At 72.3% G+C, this 15304-nt stretch carries 15 protein-coding genes; all 15 read right to left on the bottom strand.

Translation table 11 applies throughout. The annotated features are described in order from the left end of the window. Window positions 1-15 precede the first annotated feature (15 nt). Complete coding sequence (atpB, locus tag QMC84_RS07525) at window positions 16-846, bottom strand: F0F1 ATP synthase subunit A (protein ID WP_300373438.1); 831 nt, start codon at window positions 844-846, stop codon at window positions 16-18. A 10-nt stretch (window positions 847-856) separates the two neighbouring features. Beyond that, window positions 857-1066, bottom strand: coding sequence for a hypothetical protein (locus QMC84_RS07520; RefSeq protein WP_300373436.1), 210 nt, complete (start codon window positions 1064-1066; stop codon window positions 857-859). A gap of 54 nt (window positions 1067-1120) precedes the next feature. Then, on the bottom strand, window positions 1121-1594 hold the full coding sequence (locus QMC84_RS07515; protein ID WP_300373434.1) for a hypothetical protein: 474 nt from the start codon (window positions 1592-1594) through the stop codon (window positions 1121-1123). Window positions 1595-1729: 135 nt separating this feature from the next. After that, entirely contained in the window at window positions 1730-2887 is a 1158-nt protein-coding gene (locus QMC84_RS07510) for an MraY family glycosyltransferase (RefSeq protein ID WP_300373432.1), read from the bottom strand. Between the two features lie 8 nt (window positions 2888-2895). Beyond that, window positions 2896-3555, bottom strand: a complete 660-nt coding sequence (locus tag QMC84_RS07505) for an L-threonylcarbamoyladenylate synthase (RefSeq protein WP_300373430.1) — start codon at window positions 3553-3555, stop codon at window positions 2896-2898. Between the two features lie 18 nt (window positions 3556-3573). Beyond that, window positions 3574-4428 carry a peptide chain release factor N(5)-glutamine methyltransferase gene (prmC, locus tag QMC84_RS07500; protein ID WP_300373428.1) on the bottom strand — a complete coding sequence of 285 codons (855 nt, stop codon included), beginning with the start codon at window positions 4426-4428 and terminating at the stop codon, window positions 3574-3576. Then, window positions 4425-5498 (bottom strand): peptide chain release factor 1, encoded by a 1074-nt coding sequence (gene prfA / locus QMC84_RS07495; RefSeq protein WP_300373426.1) that lies wholly within the window; start codon window positions 5496-5498, stop codon window positions 4425-4427. Before prfA ends, prmC begins: the two co-directional genes overlap by 4 nt. A gap of 108 nt (window positions 5499-5606) precedes the next feature. Beyond that, on the bottom strand, window positions 5607-5831 hold the full coding sequence (gene rpmE, locus QMC84_RS07490) for a 50S ribosomal protein L31 (protein WP_300373424.1): 225 nt from the start codon (window positions 5829-5831) through the stop codon (window positions 5607-5609). A 191-nt stretch (window positions 5832-6022) separates the two neighbouring features. Then, entirely contained in the window at window positions 6023-7702 is a 1680-nt protein-coding gene (locus QMC84_RS07485; protein ID WP_300373421.1) for a HAMP domain-containing sensor histidine kinase, read from the bottom strand. A 111-nt stretch (window positions 7703-7813) separates the two neighbouring features. Continuing rightward, window positions 7814-8185 (bottom strand): response regulator, encoded by a 372-nt coding sequence (locus QMC84_RS07480; RefSeq protein WP_300373419.1) that lies wholly within the window; start codon window positions 8183-8185, stop codon window positions 7814-7816. A gap of 99 nt (window positions 8186-8284) precedes the next feature. Beyond that, the gene (rho, locus tag QMC84_RS07475; RefSeq protein ID WP_300373811.1) at window positions 8285-10192 is read right to left on the bottom strand and encodes a transcription termination factor Rho; all 1908 of its coding nucleotides are present in this window, start codon (window positions 10190-10192) and stop codon (window positions 8285-8287) included. Window positions 10193-10540: 348 nt separating this feature from the next. Continuing rightward, window positions 10541-11461: a homoserine kinase gene (gene thrB, locus QMC84_RS07470; protein WP_300373417.1), complete on the bottom strand. Its 921-nt coding sequence runs from the start codon at window positions 11459-11461 to the stop codon at window positions 10541-10543. Window positions 11462-11471: 10 nt separating this feature from the next. After that, a complete protein-coding gene (thrC, locus tag QMC84_RS07465) occupies window positions 11472-12569 on the bottom strand; it encodes a threonine synthase (protein ID WP_300373415.1) in 1098 nt (365 codons plus the stop codon). Continuing rightward, window positions 12566-13891, bottom strand: coding sequence for a homoserine dehydrogenase (locus tag QMC84_RS07460; protein WP_300373413.1), 1326 nt, complete (start codon window positions 13889-13891; stop codon window positions 12566-12568). Before QMC84_RS07460 ends, thrC begins: the two co-directional genes overlap by 4 nt. Then, window positions 13891-15294 (bottom strand): diaminopimelate decarboxylase, encoded by a 1404-nt coding sequence (gene lysA / locus QMC84_RS07455; RefSeq protein ID WP_300373410.1) that lies wholly within the window; start codon window positions 15292-15294, stop codon window positions 13891-13893. Before lysA ends, QMC84_RS07460 begins: the two co-directional genes overlap by 1 nt. Window positions 15295-15304: the final 10 nt, after the last annotated feature.

Raw genomic sequence — 15304 nt, 5'->3', positions numbered from 1 at the left:
CTCTGGGGATGGAGCTCAGTGCTCGTCCGCGACCGCGCCGGAGATGTACATGGCGTTGAGGAGGACGAAGACGTAGGCCTGCAGGAACTGGATCAGCATCTCCAGGAAGGCGACCGCGATGAACATCAGCCAGGCGAGGATGCCGACCGGCGCGTACTGGATCGACATCTCGGTGAGGATGTACTCGCCGCCGAGGGCGAACAGGATCAGCAGCAGGTGACCGGCGAACATGTTGGCGAACAGACGCAGGGCCAGCGTGACCGGGCGGACCAGGATGTTCGACATGAACTCCAGCGGGATCAGCAGTGCCAGGATCGGGCCCTTGATGCCGCCGGGCACCGTCTGGAGCTTGATGTACCCGACGAAGCCGTGCTTGCTGATGCCGGCGGCGTTGTAGATCACCCAGCTGAGGAGCGCGAGGCCGTAGACCATGCCCGAGCGCGAGAACGTCGGGAACTCGACGAACGGGAGGCTCCCGAAGAAGTTGTTGAGCAGGATGAAGAAGAACAGCGTGAACAGGTAGGGCACGAACTTCGCGAAGTCGTGGCCGATGATGTCGCGGCCCAGCGAGTTGCGCACGAAGCCGTAGAACCCCTCGCCGACGAACTGCAGCCGGCTCGGCACCATCGCGCGCTTGCGGGCCGCGGCGTAGAAGAAGGCGAAGAGCAGGATCGCCGCGAGGACGAGCTGGAGCATCGGCTTCGTCACGCCCAGCACGAACGACTGGCCGAACATCTCGAAGGTGTCGTGGCCACCGCCGATCGCCGGGAGGTCGAAGTCGTGGGGGCCGGGAGGCGTGAAGCCGTCTCCTTCTGCGGTGCGCACCACGGAGGCTGCGAAGGTCACCGGTTCTCCTCTACGTGTCGTGCTCGTGTGGCTGCGCGCGGTTGAACCGGGCGAAGGTCAGGTAGATGCCGAGTCCCGCGCCGAGCAGGATTCCCACTGCGACCAGGAACTGCGTGCCGAGCCATCGGTCGGCCAGCCAGCCCAGGAGGCCGTACAGCGCGACCCCAGACACGATGTACCCGAAGGCGTGCCAGGGATCCCCGGACGGTCCCTGAGTCACAGGCGGCGGATCCTGTCGACTCATTGCGACCCGGACGATAGCAGCCGCCGGCGGTCATCGCTCACCCGCCCGTGCCGTGGTGCGACCGGCACCCGCCGGACGCAGGTCGTACGCCGGGATCCGCTGCCGGGTGGCCAGCGTGACCTGGAGCACCAGCCAGCCCGCCGTACCGGCGATGACGGCACCCGCGAGCCAGCCCCGGGCCAGGGTCTCGTCGAGCAGACCGGAGCCCGAGAGGGCCACGAACACCAGGGCCATGGCGACCACCTGGAGGGTGTAGGTCAGCAGCGCGACCAGCAGCGCGGCGGCGGGCATCAGCCGGGCCACCTCGCTGACCGCGAAGGACCCGCCCGCGAAGACGAGGACCACCAGGGCGGTCCCGACGAGGGCCCCGAGTGCGGCGGGAGAACCGGCCACGAGCGCGCCGAGGACCGTCAGCACCAGGCCGGCGAGCAGCGAGCCGCCCGTGGCTCCCAGGAGCACACGGGTCCCGCTGCTGCGGGTGACCTGGTTCGTCTCGGTCGTCATGCTGGCGGCCGTCCTGGGAGGCGAATTTCGGGGCCGTCGCGACCGGGGTCGGCGACGCTTGTGAAAGTTAACACAAGGTCCCGGTTAGTCGAAAACGGAACGATCCAAAGTGTCCTCCTCGCGGGCGGGCGCGGGTCAGCCGACGCCGTCGGTGGGCTCCGCGTCGGCGAGCGGGCGGGACCGGCGCACCTTGGGCAGCACGAAGGTCACCCCCAGGGTGAGGGCCGCCATCGCCGAGACCGACGACCACATCCACGCGTCGGCGCTGTAGAGGCTGATCAGCACGGTGCCGAAGGCGACCAGCGCGGCCCACATCCACATGATCAGCACGGCGCGGCGGTGGGAGTGGCCGATCTCGAGGAGGCGGTGGTGGAGGTGCTGCTTGTCCGGCGCGAACGGCGAGCGCCCCGCGCGGGTGCGGCGTACGACGGCGAGCACCAGGTCGAGCATCGGCACGACCAGGATCGAGATCGGAAGGGCGAGCGGGAGCAGCGTGGGCACGAAGCTCGCCCGCGACCCGGCCGCGCCGGCGCTGATCTGCTCGGGGTCGAACTGCCCGGTGAGGGTGACCGCGCTCGCCGAGAGCACCAGGCCGAGCAGCATCGAGCCGCTGTCGCCCATGAACAGCCGGGCCGGGTGGAAGTTGTGCGGCAGGAACCCGGCGCAGACGCCGGCGAGGGCGGCGCTGAGCAGGGCGCCCGTCGTCGCCAGCGTCACGTTGTTGATGTTGGCGAGCTGGTAGCAGTAGACGAAGAACGCGAGCGCGCCCATGCCGACGACGCCGGTCGCCAGGCCGTCGAGGCCGTCGACGAAGTTCACGGCGTTGACGGTCGCGACGACGATGAAGCCGGTCAGCAGGGCGCCCTGGGCGGGATCGATGGTGACCTGCACCCCGTCACCGCCCGGGAAGAAGATGTACTGGATCCCGAACGCGATGAGGAAGCCGGCAGCGAGCACCTGCCCGCCGAGCTTGGTGAGCGCGTCGAGCTCGAAGAGGTCGTCGAGCACCCCGACGGCGCAGATGAGCGCGCCCGCGATGAGCACGATCCCGGCGTCGCGGAACACGAACGGCCCGCTCTGCGAGAGGAACGGCAGCTGCCGGGCGACGAGGTACGCCGCGACCAGGCCGCCCAGCATGGCGAGACCGCCGAGGTACGGGATCGGGACCGCGTGCACGTCCCGGTCCCGGACCCTCGCCACCGCGCCCGTGCGGAGCGCGATCTCGCGGGCGATGACCGCGAGGAGGTACGTCGTCACCGCGGCGACGAGGAAGACGAGGAGGTACTCCCGCACCGGCGCCCTCAGCCCTCGTCGGTGAGCGTGGCGCCGAGGGGCTCGAGCACCTCGTTGAGGCGCTCCAGCGACAGCGCTCCGCGGCGCAGCACCCGGCCCTGGGCGCCGGTCACGTCGACGATCGTGGACGCCTCGCCGCCCGGCGCCGGCCCGCCGTCCACGACCACGGCGACGTCGTCCCCGAGCATGTCCTCGGCCTGGTCGGCGTCGGTGGCGGCCGGCATCCCGGTCCGGTTGGCGGAGCTGACGGCCAGCGGGCCGGTGCGCTCGAGGATCTCGCGGGCCACGTCGTGGTCCGGCATCCGGACCGCGACCGTGCCGCGGGTGTCGCCGAGGTCCCACTGCAGCGAGGACTGCTGGTGGCAGACCAGCGTGAGCGGGCCGGGCCAGAACGCCTCGACCAGGGCGCGGGCGTAGCCGGGCACCCGCACGGCGAGCGCGTCGAGCGTCGTCGCGGCGCTGACCAGCACCGGCGGCGGCATCTCCCGGCCGCGCCCCTTCGCCGCGAGCAGGCCGCGGACCGCGGCCGGGTCGAAGGCGTCCGCGCCGACGCCGTACACGGTGTCGGTCGGCAGCACGATCAGCTCACCGCGCTGAACGGCCAGGCTGGCGGCCTCGACCGCGGCCTCGCGCTCCTCGTCGGTGCCGGTCGCGTAGCGCTGGCTCACTGCTCGGACCTCACAGCCTCATCGTGCCAGCCGCGCGGTCGTGAAGCGCGCGCGCCCCGCCAGGTCGGCGTGGTCGCGCACGTCGACCCACCGGCCGGTCGCGGTGAACACCGCGGGGGCGGACTCGCCCTGGACGTCCGCGTGCTCGAAGCCGACCACGCCCCCGGTCCGCAGCAGCTCGGCGGCTCGGCGTTCGAGCACCCGGATCGCGGCGAGGCCGTCGGCCCCGGAGAACAGCGCCAGGTGCGGGTCGTGGTCCCGAGCCTCGGGTGCGACCGACTCCCACGCGTCGAGGGGGATGTAGGGCGGGTTGCAGGTCACGACGTCGACCCGGCCCAGCAGGTCGTCGAACGCGGTCGCCATGTCGCCGTGCCTCAGGTCGACCGAGGTGTCGAGGAGGTTGCGCCCGGCCCAGCGGTGCGCGCCCTCGTCGAGCTCGACGGCGTGGACCTCGGCCGCGGGCACCTCGGTGGCGATCGCCTTGGCGATCGCGCCGGAGCCCGTGCACAGGTCCACCACCACCGGGGTCCGGGTCGACGCCGCGATCACCGCCGCCTGCTCGACGGCCCAGCCGGCGAGCAGCTCGGTCTCGGGACGGGGGACGAACACGCCGGGGCCCACCGACAGCTCGACGTGGCGGAAGCCGACCGTGCCGGTGAGGTGCTGGAGAGGCTCGCGGGCCGCGCGCCTGGCCACCAGGCCGTCGTACTCCTCCAGCGCCGAGGGGGCGATGTCCTCGACCACCACCAGGTCGGCCCGCGTGGTGCCGAGGACGTGCGCGAGCAGCGCCTCGGCGTCGTGCTGGGGACTCGGGACGCCGGCCTGACGGAGCCGCTCGGCGGCGGCGGCGAGGACGGCCCGGCGCTGGCTCATTGCTCCAGCGCCTCGAGGCGCGCGGCGAGATCGGTCTCGACACAGGAGTCGAGGACCGGCTGGAGATCGCCGTCGAGCACCTGGTCGAGGTTGTAGGACTTGTAGCCGGTGCGGTGGTCGGAGATCCGGTTCTCCGGGAAGTTGTAGGTGCGGATCCGCTCGGAGCGGTCGACGGTGCGGACCTGGCTGCGGCGGGCCTCCCCCGCCTCGGCGTCGGCCTTCTCCTGGGCGGCGGCCAGCAGCCGGGAGCGCAGGATGCGCATCGCCTGCTCGCGGTTCTGCAGCTGGCTCTTCTCGTTCTGGCAGCTCACCACGATGCCGGTCGGCAGGTGGGTGATCCGGACCGCGGAGTCGGTCGTGTTCACGCTCTGGCCGCCGGGCCCGCTGCTGCGGAAGACGTCGATGCGCAGGTCGTTGTCGTCGATCTGCACGTCGACCTGCTCGGCCTCCGGCAGCACGAGGACGCCGGCGGCGCTGGTGTGCACCCGGCCCTGCGACTCGGTGACGGGCACCCGCTGCACCCGGTGCACGCCGCCCTCGAACTTCAGCAGCGCGTACGGCGCCTCCCCCGGCTCGGGCGTCCCCTTGGCCTTGACCGCCACGGTCACCGACTTGTAGCCACCGAGGTCGGACTCGGCGGCGTCGAGGACCTCGACCTTCCACCCCCGGGCCTCGGCGTAGCGGGTGTACATCCGGAGCAGGTCGCCCGCGAACAGCGCCGACTCCTCGCCCCCCTCCCCCGACTTCACCTCGAGGATCGCGTCCTTGTCGTCGGTCGGGTCGCGCGGGACCAGGAGCCGGCGCAGCCGCTCCTCGGCCGCGTGCCGGCGGCCGGTGAGGGCCGCTGCCTCGTCGGCGAACGCCGGGTCCTCCTGGGCGAGCTCGCGAGCCGCCTCGACGTCGTCCTCGAGCTGCCGTAGGTCTCGGTAGGCGCCGATGATGGAGGACAGGGCGGCGTAGCGCTGGTTGAGCCGCTTGGCGAGCCGGGCGTCGGCGTGCGTCTCGGGCGCACCGAGCCGCTGCTCGAGCTCGGCGTGCTCGGCGAGCATGCCCTCGACGGCCTCGAACATCGGCAACCTCTCGGTGATGGAGCCGCGCCGGCTCCGGGGCAGGACACGGGACAAGACACAGGCGCCGGCCCTCCGCACGTCTGCGGAGCGACCGGCGCCTGGGAGCAGCTACTTCTTGGCGTCAGCAGCCTTCTTGGCGTAGCGGGCCTCGAAGCGGGCGACGCGACCGCCGGTGTCGAGGATCTTCTGCTTGCCGGTGTAGAACGGGTGGCACTGCGAGCAGACGTCGGCGTGGATGCTGCCGGAGGTCGCGGTGCTGCGGGTGGTGAACGTCGCGCCACAGGTGCACGTCACCTGCGTCTCGACGTACGCGGGGTGGATGTCCTTCTTCATGGTGTCCTCTCATCGGCCGCCGGGTCGCCGCTCCCTGCGAGCAGGCGTGAACCGGAGCCAGCACACGATTGTGTCACGGGTCAGAACGCCGCGGTAATCGCCGTTGTTCCCGGCGCGAGATTCTCCGCCCGGGCGGTGAAGCTCGCTCCCGAGACCCGAAGGATCACGACCGGAAGCGAGTTCCCTGCCGCTCAGCTCCTGCGGGGGAACGCCGGCACGATCCGGGGCGGCGCGGGATCCGTCCGGCCCTCGTCGTCGAGCGGGTCGGCGGCGCCGACCACGTCCACGCCCGCACCTCCGGCACCGGCGCCGCGCCGGGCGGCCGCCCGCGCCTCCTCCTCGGCCACGATCTCGTGCGGCAGCAGCGGAGGAAGGCCGTCGCCGTGCAGCCGGAGCCGGACGACGACGCTGGTGCCCCCGCCCTCCTCGGACTCGATGACCACCTCGCCGGAGTGCCGGTCGATGATGGTCTGGGTGATCCGCAGGCCGAGTCCGGTGCCGGCGATCTCGTTCGTCACCGCGTTCGAGGCGCGGAAGAACCGGGTGCCGAGCCGGTCGATCTCCGCCGCCGGGATGCCGATGCCGTGGTCGGTGACCCACACCTCGACCTGGCCGCCCGCGACGCGGAGCACCACGTCGATCGTGCCGTCGTCGTGGCTGAACTTCACGGCGTTGCTGAGCACGTTGAGCAGCGCGCGGTGCAGCATGGCGCGGTCGGCGAGCACCGGCACGACGTCGTCGGTGGTGACGACGTCGAGGCGGATCCGGCGACGGGCCGCGGTGATGCGTACGTCGGTGACCGCCTCGCGGACCAACAGCGCGAGGTCGACCGGCTCCAGGTCGCTGCGCCGACCCTCGGCGCGCGAGAGCGCGAGCAGGTCGTCGATCAGCGCCTTGAGCCGGGCCACGTTGCGCCGGGTCGCCTCCAGCATCCGCTCGTGCGGCGGATCCATCCGGCCCTCGAACTCCTCGGCGACCAGCTCGAGGTAGCCGCTGATCGTGGTCAGCGGCGTGCGGAGCTCGTGGGAGACGTTCGAGACGAAGTCGTCGCGCGCGGTGTCGAGGCTGCGCAGCTCGCTCTGGATCCGGCCCTCGACGGCTCGCGCGCGGCCCTGGGCGTCGGCGAAGGTGTTCAGCGCCGACGCGACCGCGCGCACCTCCTTGGGTCCTCGCTCCTGGGCTCGTACGTCGTGGTCCTGCCTGGCCATCCGCTGCACGACCTGCTCGAGGGCGAGCAGCGGCTCGGACAGCTCGGTCATCAGCCGGCGCCGGGACCGGGAGATGACGTACCACGCCGCGCCGGCGAGGAGCAGCACCGCGAGCACCGTCCCCTTGAGCAGGAACGACGCATCGGTGCGGGCCTGCCGCACCCGGCTGTCGAACGCCTGCGTGGTCTCCTGGTGGGCGCTGCGGACCGCCTCGAACGCGGCGGCGCCGGACCGCACCTGCGCAGCCGCAGGACGGGTCCCGCCGTCGGCGTCCATCCGGGGCCGGGCGAACCGCTCGATCCAAGCCTGCGCGACGCGCTCCTGGCGGGTGACCAGCATCTCCAGCTCGTCGTCGCCGGCCGCGAACCGACGTACCTTCTGCTCGTCGGCGGGGAAGCGCACCAGCGCCTGGGCGAACCGGTCCGACGCGGTCTGCTGGCCGGAGGCCGACCACGACTCCACGGCCGCCGACATGTCGGTGAGGTCCTGGAAGACGTCCTGGTTGGCGGCTGCGGCCGGCTGGAGGTCATCGGTGAGGTGGTTGACCGCCGCCGTCGACAGCACGACGCCGAGTACCGCGATCACGGCCATCAGCGCGGCCATCGCGGTGACGCGCACGATGACCGGCTGGACCAGTCGCGCGACCGGACGTCCTGAGCTCATGGCTCGACCACACCCCTCGCACGTCCCCCACGGACGCGCCGACTCCCACAGTGCCCCCGCACCCCTTCCGAGGAGCGTAACGCCGCAGGGTGCCCCTGCGGCGCGATTCGCTCAGACCGAGCGGGTGAGCAGCGCCTGCACCCGCGAGGCGAGCTCACGGGGGCTGAACGGCTTGGTGATGTAGTCGTCGGCACCCGAGTCGAAGCCGGTCTCGACGTCGGACTCCTGGGCCCGAGCGGTCAGCAGGATCACCGGCAGGTCCGCGAGCGCCGGATCGGCGCGGATCGCCCGGATCGCGTCGAGTCCGGAGACACCGGGCATCATCACGTCGAGGACGGCCAGATCGGGGCGCTGCGCCTGACAGGCGTCGATCGCGGCGGCGCCGTCCGAGACTGCGACCACGTCGTGGCCGAGGGTCGACAGCTTGAACTCCACGAGCTCACGGATGTCGACGTCGTCGTCCGCGACCAGGATCCGAGCCACTCAGGTTCCCCTTCCCTTCGGGCATGTGCGTGGGCAGCCTATCCGCCATCGCCCCTGTTGAGAGGGTAAGTCGGCGTTCGGAGGCGGGTACGGCGTTCGTCAGTCCTCGCGGCCGCCGTTCGCGGTCGGCGTCGTCTTCTGGACCTGCAGCAGGAACTCGATGTTGGTCTGGGACTTCTTCAGGCGCTCCAGCAGCAGCTCGAGCGCCTGCTGGCCGTCGAGGCCGGAGAGCACCCGGCGCAGCTTCCAGACGATCGCCAGCTCCTCCTTGCTCATCAGGAGCTCCTCACGACGGGTGCCGGACTGCACCGCGTCGATCGCCGGGAACAGCCGCTTGTCGGCGAAGTCCCGGCGCAGCCGGATCTCCATGTTCCCCGTGCCCTTGAACTCCTCGAAGATCACCTCGTCCATCTTCGAGCCGCTCTCGATGAGCGCGGTCGCCAGGATCGTCAGCGAGCCGCCGTTCTCGATGTTGCGGGCCGCACCGAAGAACCTCTTCGGCGGGTACAGCGCGGCCGAGTCGACACCACCGGACAGGATCCGGCCGCTCGCGGGCGTCGCGAGGTTGTAGGCACGTCCGAGCCGGGTGATGCCGTCGAGCAGCACGACCACGTCGTGGCCGAGCTCGACCAGTCGCTTGGCCCGCTCGATCGCGAGCTCGGCGACCATCGTGTGGTCGCCGGCGGGGCGGTCGAAGGTCGAGGAGATGACCTCGCCCTTGACCGAGCGCTCGAAGTCGGTGACCTCCTCGGGGCGCTCGTCCACCAGCACCACCATCAGGTGGCACTCGGGGTTGTTCGTGGTGATCGAGTTCGCGATCGACTGCATGATCATCGTCTTGCCGGCCTTCGCCGGGGACACGATCAGGCCGCGCTGGCCCTTGCCGATCGGGGCCGCGATGTCGATGACCCGGCCGATCAGGTTGGTGGGCTCGGTCTCCATGCGCAGCCGCTCGGACGGGTAGAGCGGGGTCAGCTTGGCGAAGTCGACCCGGCCCTTCGCGATCTCCGGATCCGCGCCGTTGACGCTGTCGATCCGGACCATCGGGTTGAACTTCTCCTTGCGCTCGCCCTCGCGGGGCTGGCGCACCTGCCCGACGAGTGCGTCGCCGCGGCGCAGGCCGAACTTTCGCACCATGGAGAGCGACACGTAGACGTCGTCGGGACCGGGGAGGTACCCGCTGGTCCGCACGAACGCGTAGTTGTCGAGCACGTCGAGGATGCCCGCCGCCGGGACCAGGACGTCGTCCTCGAGGATCGTGGTGTCCGGCTCGTTGCGCTGGCCGCCCCCGCCCCCACCCACGACCCCGCGAACCGTGCGGTCCCGGTCGCGACCCCGGCGTCGCCGGTTGCGCCGGCTGCCCTCCTGGTCGCCCTCCGCAGCCCGGCCCTGGTCCTGGTGGCCCTGGTCCTGGTGGCTGCCCTGGTCCGGCTTGCCGTGGTCGTGCTTGCCCTGGTCCTGGTGGCTGCCCTGGTCCGGCTTGCCGTGGTCGTGCTTGCCCTGGTCCTGCTTCTGGTCCTGCTTCTGGTCCTGCTTGTTCTGGTCCTGCCGCTTCGGCTGGTCCTGCTTGTTCTGGTCCTGCCGCTTGGCCTGGTCCTGCTTGTTCTGGTCCTGCTTGGCCTGGTCCTGCCTGGCCTGGTCCTGGTTGCCGCGGCCCTGACCCCGACTGCGCTCGCGCTGCTGGTCGCGCTGCTGGTCCGGCTGGTCCTGGTCGTGCTCCGGGCGGCGGTCCGCCTCCCGCCCGGCCTCGCGCTGCGCGTCGTCGGACCGCCGGTCCCGACGCGGCCGCTCCTCGGAGCGCTCCTGCCGGGGCCGCTCCTGCTGGGGCTGCTCCCGCTGGGGCTGCTCCTGCTGGGGCCGCTCCTGCTGGGCGGGCCGCTCCTGGGCGGACCGGGCGCCGCCGCCCTGGTGAGCCTTGATGGCGTCGACGAGCTGGGCCTTCTTCATCGAGCCGGCGCCCGAGATGCCCATGCCGCCGGCCATCGCCTTGAGGTCGGCCAACAGCATCGAGCTGAGCCCGCCACCGCGCTTCTTCGCCGGGGTGCCCCCGGTCGCTTCGGTGCCGGGGTCGATGGTCTCCGTCACGTGAGGTCCTTCCCACGTATCAGTGCCGAGCCGGCACGCGGGCCGGTGGCGTCTGGTCATTGCTTCCTCGTCCGCCGACACCCACGCAGGGGCGTCCGAGCAGGCGTGTGCGACCGCAGTCGGCACGAGGTTCGAGGAAGGGGGTGCACGATGCCGATGCCCTGAGAGGTCAGCGGCGGATGCTGCGCCGGAGAGCTCCGGAGCGGGGCCAACATACCACCGGTCCGGGACGGTGTGACATCGGGCACCCCGAGCGAAACCGGGCCGGGCTCAGGCGGGACGGGCGCCCTCGCGATCCACGGTGAGGTGATGGGCCACCCAGCCGGCCGGGCAGCGGGCGGCCAGCGCTCCGGCCCCGGAGGCGTCGGTGAAGGCGAGCACCGTCGGGCCGGCGCCGGACACGGTCGCGGCCACGCCGTCCGCGCGCAGGGCGTCGACCAGGGCCAGCGACTCGGGCATCGCGGGGCGGCGGTAGTCCTGGTGGAGGTAGTCGCGCGTGGCCAGCCACAGGTGCTCGGGCTGGCCGGCCAGCGCCGCGACCAGCAGCGCCGCGCACCCGGCGTCGGCAGCCGCGTCCGCGTGCGGCACCTCGGGGGGAAGCAGGCCGCGGGCGACCTCGGTGGCCACCGAGGTCGGCGGCACGAAGACGACGGTCTCGATCCGCGGGTCGACCGGGGACGAGACCGCGTAGAAGTCCCCCGTGCCGGCCTCGGCGACACCCCCGTCCCGCCCGGAGATCACGAAGCCGCCGTGGAAGGCGGGCGCGACGTTGTCGGGGTGGCCCTCGATCCGCGCGGCCATCCGGAACAGGGCTGCGTCGTCGACCAGCAGCGCTCCTCCGGCGACCAGGGCCCGGGCCAGCACCACGCCGCCCACGATCGCCGCCGAGGACGACCCGAGCCCACGCGCGTGCGGGATCACGTTGCGGCAGGCCAGCCGCAGGCCCGGCGGACGCAGCCCGAGCAGGTCGAAGGCCGCGTGCATGGACCGCACGACCAGGTGCGTCTCGTCGCGAGGGACCACCCCGGCGCCGGAGCCCGTCACCTCGACCTCGAGGCCCGCGCCGATGACCTCGGCCTCGAGCTCGTCGCGCATCGACAGGGCCAGGCCGAGCGAGTCGAAGCCCGGTCCGAGGTTCGCGGAGGTGGCCGGCACCGACACCCGGACCGGTCCGTCGACGAAGGTGACCACCCGCGGCCCGCTAGACGAGACCGGCGGCCTGCGCCGCAGCGGTCACCTCGGCGTCGATCACGGTGTCGACGATGCTGTGCCCGCTCTCGGTGAAGCCCTCGAGCGCGGTCGCGGTGTCCTTGAGGCCGTGCCCGGTCACCGTGACGACGACCGTGCTGCCGCGGTAGTCCTCCCCGCCCGCGAGCTCTTGGAGCAACCCGGCGATCCCGGCGGCCGAGGCCGGCTCGACGAAGACCCCGTCCCGGCTGGCCAGCTCGCGCTGGGCGGCCAGGATCTGAGCGTCGCTCACCGCGGCGAACCGACCGCCGGACTCGTCGCGAGCAGCCGCGGCGAGCTTCCACGATGCCGGGTTGCCGATCCGGATGGCAGTGGCGCGGGTCTCGGGGTCGGGGAACGGCTCGCCGGTGACCAGCGGCGACGCGCCCTCGGCCTGGAAGCCGCGCATCACGGGCCTGCGGGTCGCCAGGCCCCAGTCGGCGTACTGGGTGTAGCCGAGCCAGTACGCCGAGATGTTGCCGGCATTGCCGACTGGCAGCAGGTGGAAGTCGGGGGCGTCGCCGAGGAAGTCGACGATCTCGAACGCCGCGGTCTTCTGGCCCTCGAGCCGCACCGGGTTGACCGAGTTGACCAGGGCGACCGGGTAGTCCCAGGCCAGACCCTTGGCCAGGCCGAGGCAGTCGTCGAAGTTGCCGCGCACCATGATCACCTGGGCGCCGTGCAGGATCGCCTGGGCCATCTTCCCGGCCGCGATCTTGCCCTCGGGCACCAGCACGAGCGGCTTCAGCCCGGCCTTCGCGGCGTACGCCGCCATCGACGCGGAGGTGTTGCCGGTCGAGGCGCACACGACGGCCTCGGCACCCTCGTGCTTGGCGACCGAGATGGCCGCGGTCATCCCGCGGTCCTTGAAGGACCCGGTCGGATTGCCGCCCTCGACCTTGAGCCAGACCTCCGCGCCGGTCAGGCCGGAGAGCCACCCCGAGAGGACCAGCGGCGTGCCGCCCTCGCGCAGCGTCACCGCCACCGTGTCCTCGGGGATCTGCAGCAGCTGTCGGTACTCCTCGATCACGCCCCGCCACTGGTGGGTCGGCGCGAAGCCGGTCGGATTCACTCGGACGCTCCCTCGACACGCATCACGGACGTCACCTCGCGCACGATGTCCATCCCGCGCAGGTGCTCGACGGTGGCGCTCAGCGCCGCGTCGGTCGACTCGTGGGACACGACGACCAGCTGCGCGTCGGCCCCACGACCCTCCTGCCGGACGGTCTGGATCGACACGCCGTTCTCGGCGAACGCGGTCGCGACCGAGGCGAGCACGCCCGCGCGGTCGTCGACGTCGATCGCCACGTGGTAGCGGGTCAGCGTCTCGCCCATCGGCAGCACGGCACGGTCGGCGTACGCCGACTCCCCGGCGCCGCGCGTTCCCGCGAGCCGGTTGCGGGCCACGGTGACCAGGTCCCCGAGCACCGCGGACGCGGTCGGCGCGCCGCCCGCGCCGGGGCCGTAGAACATCAGCTGGCCGGCGGCCTCGGACTCGACGAACACCGCGTTGAACGCCTCGCGCACCGAGGCCAGCGGGTGGTCCCGGGGGATCATCGCCGGGTGCACGCGGACCGCGACCGCGCTCTGCCCCTCCTCGGTCCCGCGGAGCTCGCAGATCGCGAGCAGCTTCACGACGCAGCCCATCTCGCGCGCCGACTGCACGTCGGCGGCCGTGACCTCGGAGATGCCCTCGCGGTGCACGTCCGAGGCGGTGACCCGCGAGTGGAAGGCGAGGGAGGCCAGGATCGCGGCCTTGGCCGCGGCGTCGAAGCCCTCGACGTCGGCGGTCGGGTCGGCCTCGGCGTACCCGAGCTCCTGCGCCTCCTCGAGCGCCTCGGCGAACCCGGCCCCCGAGCTGTCCATCCGGTCGAGGATGAAGTTCGTGGTGCCGTTGACGATGCCCAGCACCCGGGTGACCCGGTCCCCCGCCAGCGACTCGCGCAACGGACGCAGGATCGGGATGGCCCCGGCGACCGCGGCCTCGTAGTAGAGGTCGCGTCCGGCCTTCTCGGCCGCCTCGAAGAGCGTCGGTCCGTCCTCGGCCAGCAGTGCCTTGTTCGCGGTCACCACGGACTTGCCGCTCTCGAGCGCCGCGAGGATCAGCGAGCGGGCCGGCTCGATGCCGCCGATCACCTCGACCACGAGGTCGACGTCGTCGCGGGTGACCAGCGCGGTCGCGTCGGTCGTGATCAGCTCGGCGGGGACGTCGACCTCGCGAGGCGCCTCCGGACGGCGTACGGCGACGCCGGCCAGCTGGACCGGCGCACCGACCCGGGCCGCGAGGTCGTGCGCCTGCTCCTCGAGGAGCCGGACCACCTGCGAGCCCACCGAGCCGCAGCCGAGCACGGCCACCTTCAGCACGTCGCCTCGGGCGAGCTTGTCGCTCTCCATTACTGATCACCCATGTCCGTTGCCAACAGGTCGTCCTCAGTCTCCCGGCGAACCACGACGCGCGCGACCCCGTCCCGCACCGCGACCACCGGCGGCCGCAGCGCGTGGTTGTAGTTGGAGGCCATCGAGCGACAGTAGGCGCCGGTGCCGGGGACGGCCACCAGGTCGCCGGGCCGCAGGTCGGCGGGGAGGAACTCGTCCTTCACGACGATGTCGCCGGCCTCGCAGTGCTTGCCGACGACCCGCGCGAGCACCGATCCGCCGGCCGACGGCCGGGAGGCGAGCGTGCAGGAGTAGTCGGCGTCGTACAGGGCGGTGCGGATGTTGTCGCTCATCCCGCCGTCGACCGAGACATAGGTGCGCACGGCACCGCCGTCGAGCTGGACCGGCTTCACGGTCCCGACCGTGTAGACGGTGCACATCGCGGGCCCGACGATCGCCCGGCCCGGCTCGATGGACAGGCGCGGCGCGGGGATGCCCAGCGCCCGGCACTCGCGCTCGACGATCTCGGTCATCTCGGTCGCGAGCCGGGCGGGGTCGGCCGGGTCGTCCTGGGTCGTGTAGGCGATGCCGAACCCGCCGCCGAGGTCCATCTCGGGCAGGGTGACCCCCAGCTCCAGGGAGATCCGCGCCTGCAGGGCCAGCACCCTGCGGGCCGCGACCTCGAACCCGGAGGAGTCGAAGATCTGGCTCCCGATGTGGGAGTGCAGGCCGAGCAGGTCGATGCCCGGCGCGGCCTCGGCACGGCGGACCGCCTCGAACGCGTCGCCGGAGGTGATCGACAGGCCGAACTTCTGGTCCTCGTGCGCGGTGGCGATGTACTCGTGGGTGTGCGCCTCGACGCCCGCCGTCACCCGGATCATCACCCGGGCGCGCATCCCGCTGTCGGCGGTGATCATCTCCAGGCGCGCGAGCTCGTCGAACGAGTCGACGATGATCCGCCCGACGCCGGCGGCGAGGGCGCGGCGCAGCTCGGTCACCGTCTTGTTGTTGCCGTGGTAGCCGATCCGGGCCGGGTCGAAGCCGGCGCGCAGTGCGACCGTGAGCTCGCCGTTCGAGCACACGTCGAGGCACAGCCCCTCCTCCTGCACCCAGCGCGCGACCGTCGTGCAGAGGAACGCCTTGCCGGCGTAGAAGACGTCGTACGCCGCGAACGCGTCGCGGAACGCCCGGGCACGCATCCGGAAGTCGGCCTCGTCGAGGACGTACGCCGGGGTGTTGACGTTGGCCACCACGTCGGGCACCGAGAGGCCGCCGACGTGCAGCACGCCGTCGACCTTGTGCGCGGTCGACGGCCACAGGTGCGGGACCAGCGCGTCCGGGTCGCCCGGTGCCTGCAGCCAGGCCGGGCCGCGGAGGGCGCCGGGCGCGTGCGCCCAGCCGGCCTCGTGGGTCGTGCTCATCGAGACACGC

The organism is Nocardioides sp. (genome assembly GCF_030019515.1).
Classification (GTDB): Bacteria; Actinomycetota; Actinomycetes; order Propionibacteriales; family Nocardioidaceae; genus Nocardioides.
Note: the sequence above shows the minus strand (reverse complement) of the source record. Positions and strands in the feature narration are given on the sequence as shown.